This window comes from Janthinobacterium sp. GW823-FHT06H09 (genome assembly GCF_058794735.1).
On the sequence record NZ_JBXAHC010000009.1, the window covers coordinates 174,957 to 197,628 of the forward strand.

The following is a 22,672-nucleotide window of genomic DNA, read 5'->3' on the forward strand; positions in this document are numbered from 1 at the left end:
GCGGCTGTCAGGACACGGGCACGGCGGTCCGACCGCTACGCTGCTCCACCACGATCAGGCCGCCCAGCAGCGCCAGCGGCACGGCCAGCGCCGCGAAACCGAAGACCAGGTAGCCAAAGCCGGCAGCGATGGCGCCCAGCGCAAAGGCCAGCAGCGGCCAGAAAAACTTCCCGCAGCGCGCACGCGTGCCGCCATCGGCCGCGCCGCGCAGCACGTCGACGGTGTCGAGCACGATCTGCGTCACGTTCCCCGTCATCATGGAGGTGGGCGCCAGATGCGCCAGCAGCAGACGGCTGGTGGCGCTGTGCACACCCATGGCGGCCGTGCCCAGCAAGCCGGCCAGCATCGCCAGCGTGCCCACTTCCTTGCCGAGCGGCTCGGCCAGCACGCCGAACACCATGAAACCGGCCAGCAAGATCCATTGCAGCAGGAAGGCCAGGGTCAGCGCCGGACCGCCGCGGCGCTCGATGGCCAGCACCATCAGGCGCGTGACGACGATGCCGGCGATAAAGGCGGGAAAGGCGAGGATTTTCAGCAGGATGGGGATGCGCGTCGGTTCGGCCAGCGCGGCGCCGATCAGCACGAAGTTGCCCGTGACATGGGCGGTAAACAGGCCGAACAGGGCGATAAAGCCCAGCGTATCGACATACCCGGCCAAAAAGCCCAGGCTGGTGCCGTATAAACGGCTGTGTGGTGCTTGATCCATGAGGACTCCCTGCGATGCGGTAAACCGCGATAAAAAATGCATCCGGACGCATGCCCAGCCGCTACTGCCGGCATGGTAATCCATGTCGCGCGCCGCCGCACCCGCCCTTAGACCAGTCGGCACGCCGCCATACCTGCCATACCTGATCTTTTGGCCCGTGTCCGCTCCCGGGCCCTGGGCTACACTGACCGCAGATCCTGGCCGCGCCCCGGCCTCCCCCGCATTGCCACCATGGAGCCGCATCATGACCGAACCGACCCTTTCCTCCGCCGCGCCGCTGATACTGATCAACGGCTGCTTCCACACCGTCGACAAGTCGTGCCCGCAGGCGAGCGCCGTGGCCATCGCCGACGGCAAATTCCTCGCCGTCGGCGATGCCGACGACGTCATGCGCCACCGCAAGCCGGACAGCCGCGTGATCGACCTCGGTGGCCGCACCGTCATTCCCGGCCTGAACGACTCGCACCTGCACCTGATCCGCGGCGGCTTGAACTACAACCTGGAACTGCGCTGGGAAGGCGTGCCCTCGCTGGCCGACGCCCTGCGCATGCTCAAGGATCAGGCCTTGCGCACGCCGAACCCGCAGTGGGTGCGCGTGGTCGGCGGCTGGAACGAATTCCAGTTCGCGGAAAAGCGCATGCCGACCTTGGATGAAATCAACGCGGCCGCGCCCGACACCCCCGTCTTCATCCTGCACCTGTACGACCGCGCCTTGCTGAACCGCGCGGCCCTGCGCGTGGTCGGCTACGACAAAAATACGCCGAACCCGCCGGGCGGCGAAATCGTGCGCGATGCATCGGGCAACCCGACGGGCATGCTGATCGCGCGGCCGAACGCGATGATACTGTATGCGACCCTGGCCAAGGCCCCGACCTTGCCGCGCGAACTACAAGTCAATTCCACGCGCCAGTTCATGCGCGAACTCAATCGCTTGGGGCTGACCAGCGCCATCGATGCGGGCGGCGGCTTCCAGAATTATCCGGAAGACTACGCGGTGGTCGAGGAACTGGCGCAAAAGGAGCAGCTGACCATCCGCATCGCCTACAACCTGTTCACGCAAAACAAGGGCCGCGAACTGGAGGATTTTGAAAAATGGACGGAGATGGTCACGCCGGGCCAGGGCGACGATTACTACCGCCATAACGGCGCCGGCGAAATGCTGGTGTTTTCCGCCGCCGACTTCGAGGATTTCCTCGAGCCGCGCCCGGACCTGGCGCCCGGCATGGACGACGAACTGGAAAAGGTGGTGCGCCACCTGGTCTCCAAACGCTGGCCCTTCCGCCTGCACGCCACCTACGACGAATCGATCGACCGCATGCTGACGGTCTTTGAAAAGGTCAACCGCGATATCCCGTTCGACGGCCTGCACTGGATGTTCGACCACTGCGAAACCATCACGCCGAAAAACATCGACCGGGTCAGGGCGCTGGGCGGCGGCATCGCCATCCAGCACCGCATGGCCTTCCAGGGCGAATACTTCGTCGACCGCTACGGCGCGGAAGCGGCCAAGGCCACGCCGCCGATCGCCCGCATGCTGGCCTCGGGCGTGCCCGTGGGCGGCGGCACGGACGCCACCCGGGTCGCCAGCTACAACCCGTGGACGGCGCTGTACTGGCTGGTATCGGGCCGCACCGTGGGCGGCTTGCGCCTGTACGACGCGGGCAGCCGTTTGTCGCGCGACACGGCGCTGGAACTGTGGACGGCGGGCAGCGCCTGGTTCTCCAGCGAGCAAGGCAAGAAGGGCCGCATCCAGGAAGGCATGCTGGCCGACCTGGCCGTGCTGAGCGCGGATTTTTTCAGCATCGATGAAGAGGCGATCAAGTCGATCGAATCGGTGCTCACCGTCGTCGGCGGCAAGATCGTCTACGGCCAGGCGGAATTTGCCAATCTGGCGCCGCCAGCCATCCCCGTGCTGCCCGACTGGTCGCCCGTGAAAAACGTGGCCGGCCACTACCGCGCCGCGCCGCCGCAAAAGACCAGCGCCATGCAACAGCACCAGTGCCAGGGCGCCTGCGGCGTGCACGCCCACGCCCACGACGTGGCGCGCAAGAGTTCCGTACCCGTCTCCAGCCACTCCGGTTTCTGGGGCGCGCTGGGGTGCAGCTGCTTTGCGTTTTGAGGCGCGGGTGCGGCGACTGCCCCTGCTGAAGGACGTGGCGCCGGGGATCAGGCATCATTTCTGATTCGGCGGTTTTCGTGGACAGCGCTGCGCGCGGCGGGTACAGTCTGCGTTCAGCAACGAGGAATGCATCCACGGACAAACACCATGAAGCGAGCACCAACGCCAGCGCGCAGCGACTGGGTCAAGTGCGCCGAACCGGTACATGGGGTCGAACGCATCGAGGCATGGTTCAAGGGCAAGGCCTATGCCATGCACCGCCACGACACTTACGCCATCGGCCGCACGCTGGCGGGCGTGCAGCGTTCCAGCTACCGCCGCGGCCAGCGCGACAGCCTGCCCGGCAATACCATGATCCTGCACCCGGACGAGGCGCACGATGGCCAGGCGGGCACCGACGCCGGCTTCCGCTACCGCATGCTGTATATCGAACCGGCGCTGTTCCAGGATGTGCTGGGCGGACGCGTGCTGCCCTTCATTGAAGGCGGCGTGTCGACCGATTCCCGCCTGGCGGCGGCCACGTCCGCCTTGCTGCCGCACGACGGCCGTCCGCTCGAAGCGCTGGAGCAGAGCGAGGCGCTGGCCGAGCTGGCGCATGCGCTGGCGGCGGCGGCCGGCACGCCGGCGCAACGTCCAAAAGGCGACTTCCTGGCGGCGCGGCGCGCGCGCGACTACTTGCAGGCGCACTGCACCCACGCCGTCACGCTGGCGGAACTTGAAGCGGCAACGGGACGCGACCGCTGGAGCCTGTCGCACGACTTTCGCGTCTTCTACGGCACCAGCCCGTACCGCTATCTGACCATGCGGCGCCTGGAAATGGTGCGGCGCCTGCTGCTGGCAGGCAGCACGCTCGCCTCGGCCGCCATGGCCGCGGGCTTTGCCGACCAGAGCCACATGACGCGACATTTCCTGAAGACCCATGGACTGACGCCTGGCCGCTGGCTGCGCTACGCCAGCGGCATCGGCCAGGACTGAAAACACCCACGATCGTTCAATACGGCCGGCAGGCGCCTGCGTATTCTGGCTGTATCGCCACTTGAACGGAGCACAGCATGACTATCACCACCACCATGCGCGGCCAGGGCCGGTCCATCGACCTGGCAGGCAAGGTCTCCCTGTTGGAGGGGCACTGGCAGCCGCGCGTCATCGCCGAAATGAATGACTACCAATTCAAGGTCGTCAAGGTACTGGGCCAATTCCAATGGCACCGGCACGCCGATACGGATGAAACCTTCATCGTGCTGGACGGCGAATTGCGCATCGCCCTGCGCGGCCCTGGCTACGCGGAAGGACACGCCATCGTGCTCACTGCCGGCCAGATGGCCGTGGTGCCCAAGGGTGTCGAACATAAACCGTGCGCCCTCGCCGAAACCAGGCTGCTGCTGATCGAGCCGCGCGGCGTGGTCAACACGGGCGACGGCGACGCGGGCGAGCGCACTGTGGAGAACGATCAGTGGATCTGAAGCAGGAAAGATAACAGTGACAAAAACAAAAAACCCGCTGACTTTTGCAAGTCAGCGGGCTTTCTGATGAAACCTGGTGCCGTTGGCCGGAATCGAACTGGCGACCTTCACATTACGAATGTGCTGCTCTACCAACTGAGCTACAACGGCGAAGACCCACATTCTACAAACAATGCACAAAATTTGCTAGTGTCAACGCGAACTTTTTTGCATTTTTTTAGCGGCCCGGCTGCGGGCCGCTGAAAATCGTGGAAAAGTGCGGCTTTTTTACTCGGCGTGATACGCGGTGACACGGGCCACTTCGTCCTTCGAGCCGAGGAAGACGGGCACGCGCTGGTGCAGCTTGTGCGGGGCGATGTCCATGATGCGCTGCTGGCCGTCGGTGGCTGCGCCGCCGGCTTGCTCGACGATGAAGGCCATCGGGTTCGCTTCGTACATCAGGCGCAGCTTGCCCGGCATCGAGGTGTCGCGCAGGTCGGCCGGGTACATGAAGATGCCGCCGCGGTTCAGGATGCGGTGCACGTCGGCCACCATCGAGGCGATCCAGCGCATGTTGAAATTGGTGCCGCGCGGGCCCGTGTCGCCGGCCAGCAGTTCGTCGACATAGCGCTTCACGGGCGGATGCCAGTGGCGCGCGTTCGACATATTGATGGCGAATTCCTTCGTCGTCGGCGGAATCTGCATATTGCTTTGCGTGAGCACCCACGAACCCATCTCGCGGTCCAGGGTGAAGCAATTCACGCCATTGCCGAAGGTCAGCACCAGCATGGTTTGCGGGCCGTACACGGCGTAACCGGCCGCCACTTGCTTGCTGCCCGCCTGCATGAAATCCTGCTCGGTCGGCTGACCCATGCCGTCCGGCGCCTTCAGTACCGAGAAAATGGTGCCGATCGAGACGTTGACGTCGATGTTCGACGAGCCGTCCAATGGGTCGAACAGCAGCATGTATTCGCCCTTCGGATAGCGGTTCGGGATCGGGTGGATCGATTCCATTTCTTCCGACGCCATGGCCGCCAGGTGGCCGCCCCATTCGTTCGCTTCGAGCAAAATCTCGTTGGAGATGATGTCGAGTTTTTTCTGCACCTCGCCCTGCACGTTTTCCGTGTCGGCCGTGCCCAGCACTTCACCGAGGGCGCCCTTGCCGACGGCGTGGCTGATGGTCTTGCAGGCGCGCGCGACGACTTCGATCAGCAGGCGCAGTTCGGCCGGAATGCTGTTGTTCGAGCGCTGCTCTTCAACCAGGTATTGCGTAAGACTGATGCGTTTCATGAAACCCCTTCGTTAGTTTTAAATACGTCTCGTGCGGTGATTGTCGGCTTACGCGCCGTTGGCGCTAAGCCGACCTACGAAATCATGACGCCGTGTAGGTCGGATCAGCCCGCAGGGCGTCATCCGACAGCCATCAATTGGCCAATGCCTTGCTGACCACTTCCATCACGTCATTCGACAAACTGGCCTGGCCGGCGACTTGCTCCAGCGCCGTGCGCATGTGGTTTTGCAGCGCCGGCACGTAACGGCGCCAGCGGTCCATGGAGCGCGCCAGGCGCGCGGCCACTTGCGGGTTCAGGGCGTCGAGCGCGATGACCTGCTCGGCCCAGAAGACGTAGCCGCTGCCGTCGGACGCATGGAATTGCGATGGATTGCCGTTGGTGAAATTGAAGATCAGGCTGCGCGCGCGGTTCGGATTCTTCAAGGTGAAGGCCGGATGCGTCATCAGCTGGCGCACGGCTTGCACGTCGGTCGTCGGCGCGGCCGCCTGCATGGCGAACCACTTGTCGACCACCAGCGCCTCGTTCTCGAAGTCGGTATAGAAGCTGGTCAAGGCCGCCTGCGCATGCGGCTGCGAGCCGGAATGAATCAGCGCCGCCAGCGCCGCGGCGCGGTCCGTCATGTTGCCGGCATTGTCGAACTGCAGCCGCGCCAGATCCAGCTCCGCCGCTTCGGGCGCGATCAGCAGATACGACAGGGCCAGGTTTTTCAGCGCGCGCTTGCCGGCCGACAGGGCGTCGGGGCTGTAGTCGCCCGGCGTCTGGTTGGCGTGGTATTGCGCCAGCAATTCAGGTTTCAGGGCTGCCGCGATGGTGCGGCGCATGAACTGGCGCGCCGCATGGATCGCCTGCGGGTCGACTTGCGCCATGCGCTCGGCGATGATGGTTTCCGACGGCAGGATCAGGGCCAGCTCGCGGAAGGCAGGATCGAGGGTGTCGTCGGCCAGCAAGGCGCGCTGCGCGGCGATGAAGGTGTCGTCCAGCGCCAGGGTCTCGCCGGCGGCGACGGCGGCGGTCAGTTTCAGCAGGCGCTCCATGGCCAGGCGCTGGCCCGCTTCCCAGCGGTTCACGGGATCGCTGTCGTGGCGGAACAGGTGCAGCAGCTCCGCGTCGGTATAGCCGTATTCGAGCACCACGGGCGCGGAAAAATCGCGCAGCAGCGATGGCACGGGTTCTTCCGTCACATGCGTGAAACGGAAGGTCTGCGACGCCTGTGTCAACTCCAGCACGACGCTGGCAGCGCCGTTCGACGCCACGCCATCCACGTGCAGCGGCAGGTCGCCGCCATCGGCAGCCAGCAAGCCGACGGTGACGGGAATGTGGAAAGGCAGTTTTTTCGGCTGGCCCGGCGTGGCGGGGCAGCTTTGCGCCAGGGTCAGCTCGAACGTCTGGCTGGCGGCGTCGTAGCGCGTGGAAGCGGTGACGACGGGCGTGCCGGCCTGGCTGTACCAGCGTTCGAACTGGCTGAAGTCGCGGCCATTCGCGTCCGCCATCGCGGCGCGGAAGTCGTCGCACTGCACAGCCTGGCCATCGTGGCGCTCGAAATACAGGTCCATGCCCTTGCGGAAACCGTCGCGGCCGACCAGGGTCTGGTACATGCGCACCACTTCGGCGCCCTTCTCGTAGATGGTGACCGTATAAAAGTTATTGATCTCGACGAAAGAGTCGGGACGCACGGGATGGGCCATCGGGCCCGCGTCCTCGGGGAACTGCGCCTGGCGCAGGGTGCGCACCTGGTCGATGCGCGTGACGGCGCGGCCCGTGTCCGTGCCGATCATATCGGCCGAGAATTCCTGGTCGCGGAACACGGTCAAGCCTTCCTTCAGCGACAGCTGGAACCAGTCGCGGCACGTCACCCTGTTGCCGGTCCAGTTATGGAAGTATTCGTGGCCCACCACCGCTTCGATGCCCGCGTAATCGACGTCGGTCGCCACGCGCGGATTGGCCAGCACGTACTTGGTATTGAAGATGTTCAGGCCCTTGTTTTCCATGGCGCCCATGTTGAAGTCGCCCACGGCGACGATCATGAAGCGATCAAGGTCCAGCTCTAGGCCGAAGCGTTCCTCGTCCCAGCGGATCGAGTTTTTCAGCGACTGCATGGCGTAATCGGTCTTATCGAGGTTGCCCTCTTCCACCCACACCTGCAGCAGCACTTCGCGGCCGGACTGGAGCGTGTAGCGCTCTTCCTGGCATACCAGGCGCGCGGCGACCAGGGCGAACAGGTAGGACGGCTTCTTGAACGGGTCTTCCCACTTGGCGTAATGGCGGCCATCACCGAGGTCGCCCTCTTCGATCAGGTTGCCGTTCGACAACAGCACCGGATAGTGTTCCTTGTCGGCGCGCAGCATGACCGTGTACTTGGCCATCACGTCCGGACGGTCCGGGAAGAAGGTGATGCGGCGGAAGCCTTCCGCTTCGCACTGCGTGAAGAAATTATGGTTCGACACGTACAGGCCGGACAGCGAAGTATTGTCCTGCGGCGCCAGCACGGTCTCGATATCGAGCAGCACCTCGTCCGGCGCCTTGGGGATGGTCAGCATGCCGGCCGTCAGCTTGTACTGCGACGGTTTCAGCTGCTTGCCGTTCAGGCGCACCATCACCAGCTCGATGTGTTCACCATGCAATTCGATGCTGCGGCTGGTGCTGGCAGGGTTGTGGCGCATGCGGATCCGGCTCGCCACCACTGTGCGGGCGGGATCAAGATCGAAACCAAGTTCGACGCTGTCGACCAGGAAGCTGGGCGGCGTGTAATCTTTGCGGTAAATCGTCTGAGGGCTGTCTGTGCGCATAGGGATTTGGGTGGGAGCGGAGGCAAAAGCCTATTTTACCAACACCAGCCCCCGATGGTCGCGATTCAGCTCAGGAATGTTGGATTCCCTTACACGCCGACATACCAGGTAACATTCTGTAATAATGAATAGAAACAAATAGAACTATTCTTATAATACTAAGCGATGAATTGCGTCTACTAATCAGGAGGTCATGCAATGAAACGATATCTCACCATCATGATGGCCGCATTGACCGTGTTGCTGACCGGATGCGCCACCACCATACGCAGCGATGTGACCGTCTTCCATGAGTGGCCTGCGCAATTGCAGGACAAATCGTATGCGTTTGAAACGCCAGATGCCGAAAATGACACGCTGGAATACCGCAGCTACCAGAACCTGGTGCGCGCGGAACTGGCCAAGCACGGTTTCGGCGAAGCTTCCGGCCCTGCGGCAGCCAATTTGCGCGTGGCAATGCATTTTTCCACCGTCGACTATCCTGAGCGCGTGCTGCAAGCCACCGACCCATTCTGGTATGGTCCTGGCTACTGGCCTGGCCGCTACGGCTACCGCTACGGCGCATGGCCAGGCTATGGCCGCTTCGGCTACAACCCCTACTGGTATGGCCCGATGGATGTCGAGGAAAGCGTGCGCCACAAATACGAGCGCGAATTGCGCATCACGATCAATGACCGCAACGGCAAGAAACTCTACGACGTGACCGTGCAATCGACCAGCAACAAGCGCGCCACCTCGCAAGTGATGCCAGCCATGGTAGCGAGCGCCTTTGCCGACTTTCCCGGCCAGAGTGGCGTGCCACGCAAGGTCGAAGTGAAAATAGAATAATTTCGTGGCAAGACAAAAAAACCGGCTGGTGCAGCGATGCGCCAGCCGGTTTTTTCATGCCTGTTTTATGCCTATGAGTAATACGCCTCGGCGGCAAAGGTGAGCGCGCCGATCAGCGCCACGGCCAATAACAGCACGATCAGCAGGCGGCCGAATTTCGGCGTGCCGTCACTGCCGCCGCTCATGGCACGATGATGGTCGAACCGGTCGTCTTGCGCCCTTCCAGGTCCGTGTGCGCCTGGGCGATATTGGCCAGGCTGTAGCGCTGGTTGATCTCGATCTGCACTTCGCCGCTGCTGACGACGCCGAACAGCGAAGTGGCCATCTCTTCCAGGTTGGCGCGGTTCGAGGCATAGCTGAACAGGGCCGGGCGCGTGATGAAGAGCGAACCGCGCGAGGCCAGTTCGCTGAGCGTAAATGCCGGCACGGGACCGGAGGCGTTGCCGAAGCTGACCATCATGCCCAGCGGCGCCAGGCAGTCGAGCGAACCCGTAAACGTATCCTTGCCGATGGAATCGTAGACCACGGAGACGCCCTTGCCGCCCGTGATCTCGCGCACGCGCTCGACGAAGTTTTCCGTGTTGTAGTTGATGACGTGGGCCGCGCCGTGCGCCTTGGCCAGCGCCGCCTTTTCATCGGAACCGGCCGTGCCGATCAGGTTCACGCCCAGCACCTTGGCCCATTGGCAGGCGATCAGGCCCACGCCGCCCGCGGCCGCGTGAAACAGGATGGTATCGCCCGCCTTCAGCGCCACCGTGCGGTGGAACAGGTATTGCACCGTCAAGCCTTGCAACATCATGGCGGCGGCCGTATCGAAACCGATGCGCTCGGGCAGCACCAGCAGCAGGGCCGCCGGCAGGTTGCGCTGCTGCGCATAGGCGCCATTGATGCGCGCCGCATAGGCCACCCGGTCGCCGACCTTCACTTCCGTGACGCCCTCGCCCACCGCCTCGACGATGCCCGCGCCTTCCACGCCGAGGCCATTGGGCAGCGGCTGCGGATACAAGCCCGTGCGGAAATACACGTCGATGAAATTGAGGCCGATGGCCTCGTGTTTCACACGCGCCTCGCCGGGCCCGGGCGGCGGCAGTTCCACGTCCACGTATTCCATCACTTCCGGGCCGCCCACGCGCTGTACGCGGATGGCTTTGGTGGTAATCGTTGCGCTCACAATATGCTCCTTGAAGAAGAATCGGGAAAAACGTCAGGCGGCAGCAACGGCCCGCGCCTGCAGCTGCGACAGCACCAAATGCGCCGACGACAAATTCGTTGCGCACGCCACGTTGTGCACGTCACAGGCGCGCACCAGGGCGTTGATGTCCGGCTCGTGCGGCTGCGGCGTCATCGGGTCGCGCAGGAAAATCACGCAATCGATCAAGCCTTCCACCAGCAGCGAGCCGATCTGCAAGTCGCCGCCGAACGGGCCGGAATGCTTGCGCTCGACGGCCAGGCCCAGCTCGTTGATCAGGCGGCCGCCCGTCGTGCCCGTGGCCGACAGTTCGCAGCCCTTGAGGAAATCCAGGTATTCGCCCGCCAGGGTAATCATGTCATCTTTTTTCTTGTCGTGGGCAATCAGGGCGATGCGTGTTTTCATGGTGCGGACCATTTCAGTGAGTGAAGGAATTATTTCTTTTTCGACAGCAAGTAAATACCGGCCAATACCAGGCTGGTGCCAGCCAGTTGCCAGTTGGTGATCGGTTCGTCGAGGATCATGGCACCGAGGAACAAGGTCGACACGGGGCCGATCATGCCCGCCTGCGAAGCGACGGGCGCGCCGATGCGTTCGACGGCGATCATCGTCATAAAGACGGGCATCACCGTGCAAAAGATGCCATTGAGCAAAGACAAGCCATACACGGGCATGGGCTGGATCAGCAATTCGACGGGGCGCAAAATGAAAAACTGGGCGATGCAGGCAAAGCTGGCCACGCACATCGCGTAGCTGACCAGGCGCATGGAGCCGATACGTTTCACCAGCTCGCCCGAGCCCAGCAGATACACGGCATACGAACAGGCCGAGCCCAGCACGAGGGTGGAACCGAGCGCCACATTGCTGGCGCCGCCCTGCAAGTCGTGCACGAACACCAGCACGATGCCGCAATACGAAGTGAGCAAGGCCAGCCACTGCAGGCGGCTGATGCGCTGCTTGAAGTACACGGTGGTAATCAGCAGCACGAAGGTGGGCGTGAGAAACAGGATCAGGCGCTCGAGCCCCACGGAAATGTATTGCAGGCCCAGGAAGTCCAGATAGCTGGACAGGTAATAGCCGACCAGGCCCAGCCCGACGAGGCGCCAGCGGTCGCTGTTTGATAACGGCGGCTCCGTGCGCATCTTCCACCAGGCGATGACGGCGAACACGGGCAGCGAAAAGATCATCCTGAAGGCGATCAGGGTGACGGCGTCGATCTGGTAGCGGTACAGCAGCTTGGCGACGATGGCCTTGGTGGAAAACAGCACCGCCCCGCCCACGGCGATGGCCAGGCCACCGAGATAGACGGAACGGGGAATAGATGGAGGGGTTGCTTGCGGGGAACTGGAGCTCATGCCCAGATTGTAATGGCAAAAGCCAAAGGCGGCGTGGGTGGGGCGTAGGTCGGGCGTAGGTCGGCTTAGCCCAAAGGGCGTAACCCGACACCACCGCAATGTAACCCGACACCACCGCAACGTAACCCGCCCCCCATCTCCGCCAACCATGTTGTCGGATTACGCGCAGCATCGCCGCGCTAATCCGACCTACCCTTTATGCCACCACCACCGCCGCCGCGCCCGCCGTCACTGTGGCCGTCGTCACGCGCGCAATCACGTTCGACGGCGCCGCCGTGCCGATCAGTTTATTCACCTGCTTGAACTGCGCCACCAGCTTGCCTGGCGTCAAGGTGACCACCGTGTAGCCCTGCGCATCCGTGTTCAAATGCTTGATCCACGGATTGTTGCCAAGGCCGGACAATTGCTGCGCCAGACCCAGCAGGGTCACGCTGAAGTCAGTGCTCGCTTTCAAGCCAGCCTGCACGGCAGCGACCGTCGCATCGAGCTGGGCTTCCGGCACGCCCTTGGCGGCCAGCGCGCCGCGCAGCTGCACGCGCAATTGCTCCAGCAGGCTGTCGACGGTGGGCGCCGTCTTGCCCATGGTGTAGTCGAGCAGGTTGACGTCGAGGTTGACCGTGCCCAGGCCCGTGACGGGAATGGCCAACGGATAACTGACGAGAGTGCCGATGTCGCCCATGGCGCCGGCCGCCGACTTCAGATAGCTGAAGAAGGAATCCGAGCTGACGCCGGCCGAGACCAGATCCACCATGACGGGCGTGCCGCCGCCGGCCGCGTCGAAATCGTCGCTGACCGTGCCGGCAAAAAACGAGTGGATATCGCCGGTAATGGCGACCACATTGCCGATGGCGTTGTTTTTCAGGTGCGCCATCAAATTCTTGCGCTCGCTGTTGTAGCCATCCCACTGGTCGCAATTGAGCAGAAAGCGCGTGAAGAACGGCGCCAGCGCCGCTTGCTGGCCCGACGCGGCGACGAAGCTCGAGGCGGCGCCCTTGGCCTGCACGTCGGGCTTGATCCAGCCGAAGGCGATCACTTGCGCGGCGGCGGCCGGCGAGCCGCTGTTGTAGGCGGCTACCGTGATGCCGGCCTGGGCCGCGCTCAAGCCGGCGCCGACTGCAGCGGCGCCCTGCGCGCCGGCGTTGGCGACCGCGCCGGCGATCGCCATGGCCGCCGCCTGCGCCACGGACTGCGATGCACCTGCCGTCGAGGCGGCGACGATGCTTGAGGCCAGCGGCACGCTGCCGCCCACCAGCGGCAAGGTGCTGGCGATGGCTTGGCCCACGTTCGACATCGCACTCAGGGCCAGCAAAGTGGCAATCGCATCCGTGCCATTCAAGCCCATGCGCAGCAGGGACACTTCATTGCCCCACAGCTTCCAGGTCGAGGTGGCCGCCTTCATCTTGCTTTTCCACCAGTCGCGCTGGGTGCTGCCCAGCATGCCGACGGCGCTCAGCGGGTCGGCGCCAGCCTTGGCGGCGGCCGCCATTTTCTGCCCTTCCACGCTGTCGAACAGCGCTTGTGGCACCAGGTAGCGGCTGCCGATGCTGCCCAGCGGCTTGCCCGTGGCGGGGTTGATCGTCGATTCGGCGATCGCATGGTCGGCGCGGTACAGGCGCTCGTCCGTCATCACCAGCTGCATCAGTTTGCCGAACTGGAAATCGCGGTAGATCTGGATGTTCTGAAACGTTGTCGCGGCGGCATCGAACGTGACGTCGGCCGGCATGTATTCGAACCATGCCTGGTTGGCGCTGCGGCGGCGGGCCGGCTGGTGCAGATCGCTGCCATCAAGCGCCACGATGCCTTCGTAGGTGGAGGCATCCTGCCAGGCGTCGTCCGTGAATTCATGGTCGTCCCAGATGGCGATGAAGGCAAAGCGCTCGTGCACGGCCTGCAGGCGCGTATCGGTGCGGTATTTCTTGTACAGGTAGCGGTAATCGGCCACCGTGGTCGCGTATTTCGCGCCGGAGGTGCCGCTTTTATACGTGCCGTCGGGCAATTTCAGCTGGTCGTGGCGGCTTTCCACGGCGCCGCTCTGGAAGGCTTCGCCCACCGTTTCATAGATGTAATCGCCCAGGTGGACGATGAAATCGAGCGATTCGTTGGCGGCGATGTGCGACAGCGCGCCCCAATGGTTGATGCTCCAGTCCTGGCACGTCAGGTAGGCGAACTGCAGCTGCGACACGTCGCTGGTCGCGGCGGGCGCCGTCTTGAAACGGCCCACATTGGAGCGCACGTCGCCGGCGATGAACTGGTAAAAATACACCTGGCCCGGCTGCAGGCCCGTCACCTTGTGGCGCAGCGTATTGTCGAAATCGGCTTTCAGGGGCAGCTTGGCGTCGACGATGGGCGTGCCGGCCAGGGCCGTATTGCCGCCCAGGGCGGCCGTATTGTCGCTGGCGCTGACGATCAGGCGCACGGCCACGTCCGACTTGCCGGCCACGGCGGGCGCGACGGCATCGAAACTGGCTGGCACGACGCGCGTCCACAGCATGGCGCTATCCGGACGCGGGTCGCCCGAGGCCACGCTTTGCGGGAATTTCCAGTCGCTGCCCGAGGCCAGCGGCACGCCAGGATCGCTGTGATCGGTGCTGCCGCAGGCGGCAAGGCCGACGGTGGCCACGGAAACCGTAATAAAGCCGCCCAATTTCAGAAATTGCCGCCTATCCATTTGACTTGCCATGATGTCGCGCCCTCGATATGGTGAAAGCGCGTCACTTTAGCAACAGATTGTGTCATCCTGATGACGGAGCCATGCCGCTTCGCAGGGGGCCGATATGCTAAAATGTCGGCCACAATTGAACACCCGTCTAAGGAAGATTCGACATGGCAGGACATAGCAAATGGGCCAATATCAAGCATAAAAAGGCTGCCACCGATGCCAAGCGCGGCAAAATCTGGACGCGCCTGATCAAGGAAATCACGGTCGCGGCCCGCATGGGCGGCGCCGACGCCATCACCAATCCGCGCCTGCGCCTGGCCGTCGACAAGGCGGCTGACGCCAATATGCCGAAAGACAACGTCCAGCGCGCGATCAACCGCGGCAGCGGCGGCGTCGATGGCGCCAACTATGAAGAAGTGCGCTACGAAGGCTACGGCGTGGGCGGCGCGGCCGTCATCGTCGAATGCATGACCGACAACAAGGTCCGCACGGTGGCCGAGGTACGCAACGCCTTCAACAAGAACGGCGGCAACATGGGCAATGAAGGCTCCGTTGCCTTCATGTTCCAGCACTGTGGCCAGTTGCTGTTCGCGCCGGGCACCGACGAAGACAAGCTGATGGAAGCGGCCCTGGAAGCGGGTGCCGACGACGTCATCGCCGATGAAGAAGGCGGCTTCGAAGTGGTCACGCCCGTGCACGATTTCGCCGCCGTCAAGGAAGCGCTGGAAGCGGCCGGCTTCAAGGCCGAAGTGGCCGAAGTCATCATGAAGCCGGCGACGGAAACCGTGTACGCGGGCGACGACGCCGTCAAGATGCAAAAACTGATCGATGCGCTGGAACTGCTGGACGATGTCCAGGAAGTCTTTACGAATGCCTTGATCGAAAACTAAGCAAAAATATGCTGTACACCTCAAGGGCGGCACCGCCGCCCTGCAACCCACACTGAACGAACGGTCCCTATGAAAATTCTGGTAGTCGGCTCTGGCGGCCGCGAACACACCCTGGCCTGGAAACTGGCCCAGTCCGAACGCATACAGATGGTGTATGTCGCACCGGGCAACGGCGGCACCGCGCGCGATGCGCGCCTGGTCAATCTGGACATCAGCGACCCGCAATTGCTGGCCGACTTCGTTCAGCAGGAACACATCGGCCTGACCGTCGTCGGCCCGGAAGTGCCGCTGGCGGCCGGCATCGTCAACCTGTTCCGCTCGCGCGGCCTGAAAATCTTCGGCCCGACCAAGGAAGCGGCACAGCTGGAGTCGTCGAAGGACTTCGCCAAGGCCTTCATGCAGCGCCACGGCATCCCGACGGCCGCCTACCAGACGTTTTCCGACGTCGCTCCCGCGCATGCCTACGTCGACGCCATGGGCGCGCCGATCGTCATCAAGGCCGACGGCCTGGCCGCCGGCAAGGGCGTCGTCGTTGCCATGACCCTGGAAGAAGCGCACCAGGCGGTCGACATGATGCTGTCCGATAACCAGTTCGGCGACGCCGGCGCGCGCATCGTCATCGAGGAATTCCTCGCCGGCGAAGAAGCGAGCTTCATCGTCATGTGCGACGGCAAGAACATCCTGCCGCTGGCCACCAGCCAGGATCACAAGCGCCTGAAGGATCACGACCAGGGCCCGAACACGGGCGGCATGGGCGCGTATTCGCCGGCGCCCATCGTCACGCCGGCCATGCATGCGCGCGTCATGCGCGAAATCATTGTGCCGACCATCCAGGGCATGGCCAAGGACGGCATCACGTTCACGGGCTTCCTGTACGCGGGCCTGATGATCGACGACAAGGGCACGCCGAAGACGCTGGAATTCAACTGCCGCATGGGCGACCCGGAAACGCAACCCATCATGGCGCGCCTGAAGACCGACCTGGTCACCGTCATGGAACACGCCGTCAACGGCACGCTGGACGCCGTGGAACTGGAATGGGACCGCCGCACGGCCGTTGGCGTCGTGATGGCCGCCGCCGGCTACCCTGACGATCCCGTCAAGGGCACGCCGATCGGCGACATCCCGGCCGAAACGCCGGACGCCGTCACCTTCCATGCGGGCACCCGCATCGACGGCGAACGCCTGGTCACCAACGGCGGGCGCGTGCTGTGCGTGGTGGGCCTGGGCGACAGCATCAAGATGGCGCAGAAGCAGGCATATGAAACCGTGGAAAAAATCCATTTCGACGGCGCGCAGTACCGCCGCGACATCGGCTGGCGCGGCCTGAAGCACTAAGCACCCAGCACGCCGCTTTGCGGCAAACGGCGGGGCCGGCGCGGAAGTCATCCGCCCCGGCCCCGTTCATATTGGCGCGCCGGGAAAACCGGCATTGCGCTAAGATGCAGCCCATGTCCAGCCCCAGCCAACTCCACCCCGCCCTCGCCCAAGTACGCCAGCTCGGCCTGATCACGGACGATGAACTCGACGACGCCATCGCCGAACTGGACATTATAGAACTGCAACGCAGCCATAACGAAGAAGAGGATATCGACGTGCCGGAGCTGGCCGCTGACGCGGGGCTGGTCGACACACTGGCATGGCTGCTGCTCACGGACCTGCTGCCGCAGCACGGCTTCCTGCAGCGGGTACGCGACCTGCCGCGCCAGCATGACGGCGCGGCCCTGCTCGAGCGCCAGCAACTGGCCGCCGACGCGCTGCGGCAAGTCAACCGCCAGGCCATCGACACCCTGTACGACGAGGACCTGATCGACCAGTGGCAGCGCGACGCCGCGCACGCCAGCTTGCCTGCGGACCGCCTGCTCGCCTCGCCGGTTGCCGCCCTGTGCGACATGCTCCGGCAAGGCACCTTGTCCGCGCCCCAATTTGAAGCGCTGTGCCTGCGCGCCCGCCAGCGCGGCTCGGAACTGGCCGTCATCATCGTCGACGCCGCCGCGCGCCAGACCCGCCGCGAGCTGCCCGCCCATGCGCGCCCGGGAACCTGGGTGAAGGCCGCGCTGATACTGCTGGTACTGGCCTTTGCGGCCAGCGCCATGATCAGCAAGCAAGTGCCCACTCCCGCCGCCACCGCTGAGCAGGGCGCCGAACGGCATGATCTGCAGCAGCGCGCCGCGCAGGCCGTGGAAAGTGCGCGCCTGCCCGGCGCCGGACCGGACCTGTCCGTCACCGTGGAGCAGGACGGCGCCGCGCCGCCGGCACGCTGAACCACAGCGCACTTCCCGCGCCGGCGATGATGATGGCATACTGCCGTTTTGCCACCAATGCGGGGAAACCATGGCCTGGAATGAAGGATACGTGTCGGATATCGAGTACACCAACGGTTTTTACAGCGACCTGAGTCCGCATCACCTCAATTTCAGCTGCATCCTCAACGGCATCGAACCGGTCCCCCTGGATCAACCCTACACCTACTTTGAACTGGGCTTCGGGCGCGGCCAGACGCTCAACGTGCTGGCCGCCGCCAACCCTAACGGCCAGTTCTACGGCAACGATTTCAATCCGGCCCATGTCGCCGGCGCACGCGCCCTGGCGGCAAAGGCACAGTTGGGCAATCTGGCCCTGCTGGAAAACAGCTTTGAAGAATTGGCGCAGGGCCGCGTGGCCGATCTGCCGCAGTTCGACTTCATTACCCTGCATGGCATCTACACCTGGGTCAACCGGGAGAACCGCCAGCATATCGTCGACTTCATCGCGCGCTACCTGAAACCGGGCGGCATCGTTTCGCTCAGCTATAACGCCATGCCGGGATGGAGTTCCGCCCTGCCGCTGCAACGCCTGCTGCTGGAGTTTGCCGCCAGCTTCCCCGGCCGCAGCGACATGCAAATGCAGGCTGGCATCGCCTATGTGCAACAGTTGCAGAATCTGCAGGCTGGCTACATCGCGGACAATCCCGCACTCGCGCCGCGCCTCAATGCGCTCATCAACAGCAATCCCCATTACAGCGTGCATGAGTATCTGAACCAGGACTGGGAACCGCTGTACCACGCCGACGTGATGCGCGATGTGGCGCGCGCCAAGCTCGATTTTGCCGGCTCCGCCGACCTGCCTTTGGCCTTTCCCGAGCTGTACCTGAACGCCGACCAGCAAGCCACCATCGACTTGCTGCCCGATGCGGCCAGGCGCGAAACGATGAAGGATTATTTTCTCAATACCAGCTTCCGCAAGGACGTGCTGGTACGGGGCGCGCGCCGCATGGGGGCCGTGCGCCAGGCCGAATGTTACGCCGACGTGCACCTGGCCATGCTGGTACCGCGCGCAAAAATGACCTTTACCTTCCAGACCAAGGCGGGCGTCGTGACAGGCAACGAGCAGGTCTACGGCGCCGTGTGCGACGCGCTGGCGAACGGCCCGCATAGCCTGGCCGAATTGGCCGCACTGCCCTCCTTGCCCGGACAGAGCGTGCAAAGCCTGGCGGAGGTGGCGGCCATGCTCGTCACCGGCGGCCAGGTCGTGATGTATTTCCCGAGTCAGGCGCACGCCGACAGCGGCGACGCAGCCGCGCGCCGCCTGAACCGGACCGTCGGCGCGCAGCTGCGCTACGGCGACGATTACCGCATCCTGTGCTCGCCATTGACAGGCAGCGGTATCGATACGGAATTCATCGACCGGCTGCTGTTTTCGCTGCTGACCCAGGAGCGGGAGCAGCCGGACCTGGCCACCCTGCAGGCGCAGGCGGCCACCGCCATGGCGCGCTGCGGGCGCCGCCTGCTCAAGGATGGCGCTGCATGCGCCGACGAGGCGGCGCACCAGCAGCTGCTCAACGCGGCCATCGAGGAATTCATGCGGGACACGCTGCCCGTGCTGCAGCAATTGCGCGTGCTGTAGAAGGCGCTGGCCGCGGACGGTGCGCGCGGCCAGCCCAAAACCACAGCGCAAGCGCCGCCCTATCACAAAAACGCGTAACAGGGTACAATCCGTCCTTACTTTTTTATTTCGGCCTCGTCGGCCCACGCGATGTCGTCAACTCCCTCTCCTTCGGCCGTCAAGGCTTATTTGCTCGATTTGCAAAGCCGTATCGTGCAGGCGCTCGAAGCGCAGGACGGCAAGCCCTTCCTGACCGATGCCTGGCAGCGCCCCGAGGGCGGCGGCGGCATTTCGCGGCTGATCGAGGAAGGCAATGTGTTCGAGCGGGGCGGCGTGAATTTTTCGCACGTCACCGGCGCCGCATTGCCGCCATCGGCCGCGGCCGCGCGCCCTGAACTCGGTGGCAAGGCATGGGAAGCGATGGGCGTGTCGCTGGTGCTGCATCCGCGCAATCCCTACGCGCCCACGGTGCACATGAATGTGCGCTTTTTCAGCACCGTGAATACCGATGGCGAACCCGTATGGTGGTTCGGCGGCGGCATGGACCTGACGCCGTACTACGGCGACGCGGGCGACGTGAAGCACTTCCACCAGGTGTGCCATGACGCGCTGGCGCCGTTCGGCGGCGAACTGCATCCGAAGTTCAAGCAGTGGTGCGACGATTATTTCTACCTGAAGCACCGGCGCGAAGCGCGCGGCGCCGGCGGGATCTTCTTCGACGACTTCAACGCCCTGGGCTTTGACGACAGCTTTGCCATGCTGCGCAGCGCAGGCGACGCCTTCATCGACGCCTATGTGCCGATCCTGGCGCGCCGCAAGGACACGCCGTACGGCGAACGCGAACGCGATTTCCAGTGTTACCGGCGCGGACGCTATGTCGAGTTCAACCTGGTGTTCGACCGCGGCACCCTGTTCGGCCTGCAATCGGGTGGACGCACCGAGGCGATCCTGATGTCGATGCCGCCCGTGGTCAAGTGGCGCTATGACTGGCACCCGGAGGCGGGCAGTCCCGAAGCGGCGTTGTATACTGACTTCCTCGTGCATCGCGACTGGCTGCAGGCGTGAAGGAAAGTGGTACGGCATGCGTGGCGCTACTCGGTGGCAGCTACGATCCGGTGCACATGGGCCACGTCGCGCTGGGCACGCATTTTTCCAGCCTGCTGCACGCCGACGAACTGCGCGTGATTCCGGCCGGCGCGCCCTGGCAAAAGAGCAAGCTTGGCGCCACCGGCCAGCAGCGCGCCGAGATGGCCAGCCTGGCCTTTGCCGGCCTGCCCCTGCCTGTGGTGATCGACCGCCAGGAAATCGCGCGCAGCGAACATGGCCAGGCCAGCTACACCATCGATACCTTGCGCCAGGTACGCGCCGAGCTGGGACCGCGCGCTTCCATCGTTTTCCTGATGGGCGCCGACCAGCTGCAGCGGCTCGCGACATGGCGCGAATGGCAGCAATTATTTGAATACGCGCATATCTGCGTCGCGGCCCGCCCCGGCTTCGCGCTGAATGACACAGCAGTACCGCAAGTGGTCGCCAACGAGTTTTCGCGCCGCCTGGGGTCTCTGAAAAGCATCCGCAACACGCCGCACGGTCTGACTTATCTGGCACAGGACTTCGCGGTGGATATCTCCGCCACCGAAATACGTGCGGCATTACAACGGGGGAATCGGGCAAACTCGCTTCTTTCCCCGCTAGTGCTAGACTATATTGAACAACATAATTTATACAAAAGCTAAATGGACATCAAAAAACTGCAAACCCTCGTCGTTGACGCCCTGGAAGACGTCAAAGGCCAAGACATCGCCGTCTTCGAAACGAGTCATCTGACCAGCCTGTTCGACCGCATCGCGATCGTCTCCGGTACCTCGAACCGTCAAACCAAGGCGCTGGCCGCCTCGGTGCGCGACAAGGTCAAGGACGCCGGCGGTCAAATCATCGGCATGGAAGGCGAGGAAACCGGTGAATGGGTGCTGGTCGATCTGGGCGACATGATCGTCCACATCATGCAAGCGCCTATCCGCGCCTACTACCGCCTGGAAGAAATCTGGGGCGACACCCCGGTCAAGCTGGGCGCCGCCAAGCGCGCGCCGAAAAAAGCGGCCGGCGACGAGCCGAAAAAGGTCAGCGGCCATCTGGCGGCAAGCAAGGCCAATGTGGAAGCTTCGCCCGTGATCGAAAAGAAAGCGCCAGCGAAGAAAGCCACCGCTGCCACCGCCGCCAAGAAAGCCCCGGCGAAAAAAACCACCGCTTCCAAAGCCGTCGGCAAGACCGTGAAAGTCGCGCCTACCAAGACCGAAGCAGCTGCCGTGAAAGCGCTGAAAGCGCTGCCGGAGAAAAAAGTGCGCGCCCCACGCGCGGCCAAGCCGGCAGCCGATGCTGCACCGGCAAAAACCGTGATCAAGCGTATCAAAAAAGTCGAAGCGTAAGCCTCGATGCAGCTCATCATCGCTGCGGTCGGCCATAAAATGCCGGCCTGGATAGAGACGGGCTTCGCGGAATACGCGAAGCGCATGCCGCCGGAATTGCGCATCGTGCTGAAAGAAATCAAGCCGGTGGAGCGCTCCGGCAGCAAGACCGCCGCCACGGCGATGGCGCTCGAACGCGAGCGCATCGAAGCCGTCCTGCCCAAGGGCGTGCGCATCATCGCCCTCGACGAACGCGGCAAGGATCTGACCAGCGTCGGCCTGTCGCAGCAATTGATGGCGTGGCAGCAGGATGGCCGCGACACGGCTTTCCTGATCGGCGGGGCCGACGGCCTCGATCCGCAACTCAAGGCGCGTGCCGAAGGCATGCTGCGCATTTCCAGCATGACCCTGCCGCACGGCGTGGTGCGCGTGATCCTCGCCGAGCAGCTCTATCGTGCCTGGTCGATCACGCAAAACCACCCCTACCACCGTGTCTGAACTCCCCCATGAAAACGGCTGATCACAAGATCTACCTCGCCTCCAAAAGCCCGCGCCGACGCGAACTGCTGCGCCAGATCGGCATCGATTTCGAATTGCTGCTGCTGCGCAGCGACGGCCCGCGCGGCGCCGACGTCACCGAGGAAGTCCTCCCCGGCGAATCGGCGCTCGACTATGTCGCCCGCGTATCGAATGAAAAAGCCGCCTTCGCCTGGGACCTGGTGCGCCGCCGCCACCTGACCCCGCGCCCTGTGCTGGCGGCCGACACCACCGTCACCATCGACGGCGTCATCCTCGGCAAGCCGGCCGACCGGGCGGAAGCTGTGGCGATGCTGCAGCAGCTGTCGGGCCGCACGCACGAGGTGCTGACCTCGATCGCCGTGCACTACAAGGATTTCGCCGAACAGCGCACGCAGGTGTCGCAAGTGCGCTTCGGCGTGCTCTCGCCCGCCTCGATCGCCGCCTATTGCGCCACGCCGGAACCGTACGACAAGGCCGGCGGCTACGGCATCCAGGGCAGCGCCGCGCTGTTCGTCGAGCATATCGAAGGCAGCCATTCCGGCATCATGGGCCTGCCCCTGTACGAAACCGCACAGTTGCTACGGCTGGCAGGTTTGCCCCTGCCCTGATCCCGGGTATGAT

20 protein-coding genes and 1 tRNA gene are annotated in these 22,672 nt (G+C 63.9%); 13 read left to right on the forward strand and 8 right to left on the reverse strand.

The genetic code is table 11. The features are described 5' to 3' along the window. Positions 1-7: 7 nt before the first annotated feature. The gene (locus tag AC1Q6X_RS17225) at positions 8-706 is read right to left on the reverse strand and encodes a YoaK family protein (protein WP_409027934.1); all 699 of its coding nucleotides are present in this window, start codon (positions 704-706) and stop codon (positions 8-10) included. Positions 707-950: 244 nt separating this feature from the next. On the opposite strand from AC1Q6X_RS17225, the gene AC1Q6X_RS17230 reads away from it, so the two are divergent. The 3 genes from AC1Q6X_RS17230 (at position 951) to AC1Q6X_RS17240 (ending at position 4,288) form a co-directional block, all read left to right on the forward strand. After that, positions 951-2,825 (forward strand): amidohydrolase, encoded by a 1,875-nt coding sequence (locus AC1Q6X_RS17230; RefSeq protein WP_492497912.1) that lies wholly within the window; start codon positions 951-953, stop codon positions 2,823-2,825. Positions 2,826-2,972: 147 nt separating this feature from the next. Then, complete coding sequence (locus AC1Q6X_RS17235) at positions 2,973-3,800, forward strand: AraC family transcriptional regulator (RefSeq protein WP_492497913.1); 828 nt, start codon at positions 2,973-2,975, stop codon at positions 3,798-3,800. Between the two features lie 77 nt (positions 3,801-3,877). Continuing rightward, positions 3,878-4,288, forward strand: coding sequence for a cupin domain-containing protein (locus AC1Q6X_RS17240; RefSeq protein ID WP_492497914.1), 411 nt, complete (start codon positions 3,878-3,880; stop codon positions 4,286-4,288). A 74-nt stretch (positions 4,289-4,362) separates the two neighbouring features. Here AC1Q6X_RS17240 and AC1Q6X_RS17245 read toward each other — a convergent pair. The 3 genes from AC1Q6X_RS17245 to pepN form a co-directional block, all read right to left on the reverse strand. Next, positions 4,363-4,438 (reverse strand) — tRNA-Thr (locus AC1Q6X_RS17245). Positions 4,439-4,555: 117 nt separating this feature from the next. Then, positions 4,556-5,557, reverse strand: coding sequence for a class 1 fructose-bisphosphatase (locus AC1Q6X_RS17250; protein ID WP_034747152.1), 1,002 nt, complete (start codon positions 5,555-5,557; stop codon positions 4,556-4,558). Positions 5,558-5,690: 133 nt separating this feature from the next. After that, positions 5,691-8,345, reverse strand: coding sequence for an aminopeptidase N (gene pepN, locus AC1Q6X_RS17255; RefSeq protein WP_492497915.1), 2,655 nt, complete (start codon positions 8,343-8,345; stop codon positions 5,691-5,693). Between the two features lie 198 nt (positions 8,346-8,543). Between pepN and AC1Q6X_RS17260 the strand changes: the two genes are divergently transcribed. Continuing rightward, entirely contained in the window at positions 8,544-9,173 is a 630-nt protein-coding gene (locus AC1Q6X_RS17260; protein ID WP_230502363.1) for a DUF4136 domain-containing protein, read from the forward strand. Positions 9,174-9,354: 181 nt separating this feature from the next. On the opposite strand, the gene AC1Q6X_RS17265 is transcribed toward AC1Q6X_RS17260, so the two are convergent. The 4 genes from AC1Q6X_RS17265 to AC1Q6X_RS17280 all read right to left on the reverse strand — a co-directional run bounded on the left by AC1Q6X_RS17265 (position 9,355) and on the right by AC1Q6X_RS17280 (position 14,385). Next, a complete protein-coding gene (locus AC1Q6X_RS17265; protein ID WP_492497981.1) occupies positions 9,355-10,284 on the reverse strand; it encodes a quinone oxidoreductase family protein in 930 nt (309 codons plus the stop codon). A gap of 93 nt (positions 10,285-10,377) precedes the next feature. Further along, on the reverse strand, positions 10,378-10,767 hold the full coding sequence (locus AC1Q6X_RS17270; protein ID WP_230539855.1) for a methylglyoxal synthase: 390 nt from the start codon (positions 10,765-10,767) through the stop codon (positions 10,378-10,380). Positions 10,768-10,796: 29 nt separating this feature from the next. Continuing rightward, on the reverse strand, positions 10,797-11,717 hold the full coding sequence (locus AC1Q6X_RS17275) for a DMT family transporter (protein WP_070287867.1): 921 nt from the start codon (positions 11,715-11,717) through the stop codon (positions 10,797-10,799). A gap of 196 nt (positions 11,718-11,913) precedes the next feature. Continuing rightward, a complete protein-coding gene (locus AC1Q6X_RS17280) occupies positions 11,914-14,385 on the reverse strand; it encodes an alkaline phosphatase D family protein (protein WP_492497916.1) in 2,472 nt (823 codons plus the stop codon). A 155-nt stretch (positions 14,386-14,540) separates the two neighbouring features. On the opposite strand from AC1Q6X_RS17280, the gene AC1Q6X_RS17285 reads away from it, so the two are divergent. The 9 genes from AC1Q6X_RS17285 (at position 14,541) to AC1Q6X_RS17325 (ending at position 22,659) form a co-directional block, all read left to right on the forward strand. Further along, positions 14,541-15,266 carry a YebC/PmpR family DNA-binding transcriptional regulator gene (locus AC1Q6X_RS17285; protein WP_070224399.1) on the forward strand — a complete coding sequence of 242 codons (726 nt, stop codon included), beginning with the start codon at positions 14,541-14,543 and terminating at the stop codon, positions 15,264-15,266. A 69-nt stretch (positions 15,267-15,335) separates the two neighbouring features. Then, a complete protein-coding gene (gene purD / locus AC1Q6X_RS17290; RefSeq protein WP_492497917.1) occupies positions 15,336-16,604 on the forward strand; it encodes a phosphoribosylamine--glycine ligase in 1,269 nt (422 codons plus the stop codon). 113 nt (positions 16,605-16,717) lie between these two features. Then, a complete protein-coding gene (locus AC1Q6X_RS17295; protein ID WP_492497918.1) occupies positions 16,718-17,530 on the forward strand; it encodes a hypothetical protein in 813 nt (270 codons plus the stop codon). Between the two features lie 70 nt (positions 17,531-17,600). Next, the gene (locus AC1Q6X_RS17300; protein WP_492497919.1) at positions 17,601-19,151 is read left to right on the forward strand and encodes a class I SAM-dependent methyltransferase; all 1,551 of its coding nucleotides are present in this window, start codon (positions 17,601-17,603) and stop codon (positions 19,149-19,151) included. Positions 19,152-19,280: 129 nt separating this feature from the next. After that, positions 19,281-20,195 (forward strand): oxygen-dependent coproporphyrinogen oxidase, encoded by a 915-nt coding sequence (gene hemF, locus AC1Q6X_RS17305; RefSeq protein ID WP_070224395.1) that lies wholly within the window; start codon positions 19,281-19,283, stop codon positions 20,193-20,195. 20 nt (positions 20,196-20,215) lie between these two features. Then, on the forward strand, positions 20,216-20,863 hold the full coding sequence (gene nadD / locus AC1Q6X_RS17310; RefSeq protein ID WP_492497920.1) for a nicotinate-nucleotide adenylyltransferase: 648 nt from the start codon (positions 20,216-20,218) through the stop codon (positions 20,861-20,863). Continuing rightward, positions 20,864-21,553 (forward strand): ribosome silencing factor, encoded by a 690-nt coding sequence (gene rsfS, locus AC1Q6X_RS17315; protein ID WP_121670355.1) that lies wholly within the window; start codon positions 20,864-20,866, stop codon positions 21,551-21,553. A 6-nt stretch (positions 21,554-21,559) separates the two neighbouring features. Then, the gene (gene rlmH / locus AC1Q6X_RS17320) at positions 21,560-22,030 is read left to right on the forward strand and encodes a 23S rRNA (pseudouridine(1915)-N(3))-methyltransferase RlmH (protein ID WP_034747108.1); all 471 of its coding nucleotides are present in this window, start codon (positions 21,560-21,562) and stop codon (positions 22,028-22,030) included. An 8-nt stretch (positions 22,031-22,038) separates the two neighbouring features. Then, positions 22,039-22,659, forward strand: a complete 621-nt coding sequence (locus AC1Q6X_RS17325; protein WP_070224393.1) for a Maf family protein — start codon at positions 22,039-22,041, stop codon at positions 22,657-22,659. Positions 22,660-22,672 lie beyond the last annotated feature (13 nt).